This window comes from Vibrio sp. 1249-1 (assembly GCF_033340495.1).
In genome coordinates this window covers 1-564 of the sequence record NZ_JAWOWJ010000943.1, presented here as the reverse complement: position 1 = coordinate 564, position 564 = coordinate 1, and the positions used below count along the sequence as shown (strand labels likewise).

Sequence of the window (564 nt, the reverse complement as noted above, 5' to 3'; positions counted from 1 at the left end):
TTTAGCACGCTTTTCAGTTAGCTGTTGGTTGTACTGAGCAGAACCCGTTGTGTCACTGTAACCAGTGATCTCAACTTTAGCTTGTGGGTAAGTGTTCATTAGATCAACTGTACCAGAAAGTGCTGATGCATCTTTCACTTCTGCGCTTTCTAGGCCGAATTGTACTGTTGCTGTTTGAGCTGGGTACACGTGCTCAACGATACGAGTAGATGGACGTGTTTCTACCACTTCTTCAACTGCTTCTTCTTGAACTACTGGCTCAGAACCAAACTTGTAGTTGAAGCCGATACCGAAGAAGTCAGAATCCATGTCATCAATGATGTCGTCAGACATGTCTTGGTAACGTTGGTATTCAGCACGTAGGCTCCAGTTGTAGTTGATTTTGTACTCAGCACCTAGAGAGCCAGTTGGAACGAAGTCTTTCTCGTCACCAGCCATCATGTATGCCGCACCTACTTTAGCAAACAGGTTCCAAGAATCTGTTAGAGGTAGGTTGAATTTAGGAGCTAGAGTCAACGCCCAAAGGTCACCATCAACTGTGTTTAGACCAGGCTTTTTGAAGTT

Annotated in this window: 1 protein-coding gene; it reads right to left on the bottom strand. The window is 44.7% G+C overall.

The features are described 5' to 3' along the window. On the bottom strand, window positions 1-564 hold a 564-nt coding region (locus R7Z50_RS29830; RefSeq protein ID WP_318150057.1), incomplete at both ends, for an outer membrane beta-barrel protein.